Source organism: Campylobacter sp. BCW_4338 (assembly GCF_001763255.1).
Taxonomy (GTDB): Bacteria; Campylobacterota; Campylobacteria; order Campylobacterales; family Campylobacteraceae; genus Campylobacter_D; species Campylobacter_D jejuni.
On sequence record NZ_MJYJ01000027.1, the window covers coordinates 1 to 1,946 of the forward strand.

The 1,946-nt window shown below is 30.0% G+C and carries 2 pseudogenes; both read left to right on the forward strand.

Annotated features, from left to right (window positions below):
* Window positions 1-754: pseudogene (locus AJN69_RS02775) on the forward strand (hypothetical protein); the annotation flags it as partial.
* Window positions 755-772: 18 nt separating this feature from the next.
* Window positions 773-1,946 (forward strand): annotated as a pseudogene (locus AJN69_RS02780) (hypothetical protein); the annotation flags it as partial.

Sequence of the window (1,946 nt, forward strand, 5' to 3'; positions counted from 1 at the left end):
TCCTTTAGCGGTTATAAGAGATCATTTTGTAACCTATCCTTTTGCAATCAATTCGAAATTCATTAGCTTTGATTTAAAGAAAATTTTTTATGGCATAGATCTTTGCACAGGAGTTTTTGACACTCATTTTTCCTTTCATTATGAAATAGATCAAAAGCTTGAAGAAAATAAAGAATTTCTTTTAAAAAGACTTTTGTCTTATTTGATTATTGATGAGAAAAGAAATGCAACTGCTTTAGAGGATATAAAAGAACAAAAATATATTATAGATGATTATACTTTTTATTTTAAAGAGTTAAAATCTTTAGAACTTAAAAAATGCACTATATATCAACTTCCTTGTAATCATCCTTTGTTTAAAGAGTTTAGAAATAAAGAAAAGCAAATTAGTGCTTTTAAAAAGGATGAAGATAGTCCTATTCATGCTTACAATGAAGCTTTACAAATTTTACAAGATTTTGCTAATGGAATTTATAATACAAGTAAAGATAAAACAGGAAGATATATAGAAGATAAAAATAAAACCAGAAGATTACTAGAAAAACTCAATATCATAGGACAAAACAATCTTAAGGCTATGTATATGGGGATAAATGGAAATAAAGAAAGCTTGAAAGCTATAGGCAAAAGAGAAAATAACACTAGCAAAGCAAGTGCAAATGCTGACATCACATCAGAAACAAAAACTCCGCCTAATTTCATAGGCAGACTAGCTACTACTATAATCATAGAAGATGGTTTATACATGGGTTAAATTAAGAAAGGATAGATAATGAGTGAAACTTATGAGATTTATACACCTAATGGATTAACATTAGATGTGGAAAAAGATACCAATAAAATACTCTTTAAAGAAAATGTTAAGCCCACAGGCAACTATACCGAAGAATATTCCAAAGCGGTTTTTAAATCTTATCATATTATGAAAAACTCCCCCTACAAAGACTATAAACCCCAATACCTAGATCCTGAATTTCACACAGGGGAGAAATCTACTTTGCTTGAATTTAAAGATTGGCAAAGTATTTATTTAAAAGATCCTATCAAAGGAGCTATAGCTCCTTGGACTAAAGCAGAAAAAGCTTATTATAAATCTTTAAAAACCAAAAGAGAAAGATATAAATATTTAGCAATAAGAAGTGGATTAAGATCTGTGGTTATAGATATACCCTATGATGCTTATGCTAATGTAGATGAAAAAGGATATTTAATCAATGAAGAATACGCCTATATTTACGATGAAGTAAGTTCTCATCGTGGAACATTAAAATCTTATTCTTTCTTTAATGAATGGGAATTGTCTGCTTTACTTTTGGGAAATATTAAAGCTAGTCCCACAGCTGCCGTAGGATTTAAAGCAAGACAACAACAAGCATTGTTTTTACAAGCTCAACTTGGAGATAAAAATGCTTTTAAAAGTTTAGGTTTAGCAGTATTGTGTTCTAATTCTTTTCTTACAGGGCAACATTGGAATAAGCTTAGAGCAAAAATGATTTACGATTTACACGATCATCATTATGAGAGTTTATTAGATGAATTTGGTATGCTTCCTTTTTTAGATGAGATTATAGGAGCAGATTGGACGATTGATTTAAATAAATATGATTTTGCCTATGATGAAGAAGGCAGGATCATTTGGGCTTTATATAATGATATTAAAAAAGCAAATTAAAAGATCCAAGAGATATAGATTCTACTTCTGAAAGTAGAAATAAATTTGATGATGCTATGGATGGATACGAAAATGGAATGGTAACAAGATTTGATGTAGATACTCCAAATGATTGGAGTGAACAACAAGCTACTTTATTCAAAGATACCCTAGTATTAAGCGCCAAACTAGCAGCCCTCACTCCTCCTCAAGGCTATCCTAATGCCCCTTATTATTTTACACCTGAAAGATTAGAATGGATTTATAAAAGAGGATATTTAGACAAACTCCTTGA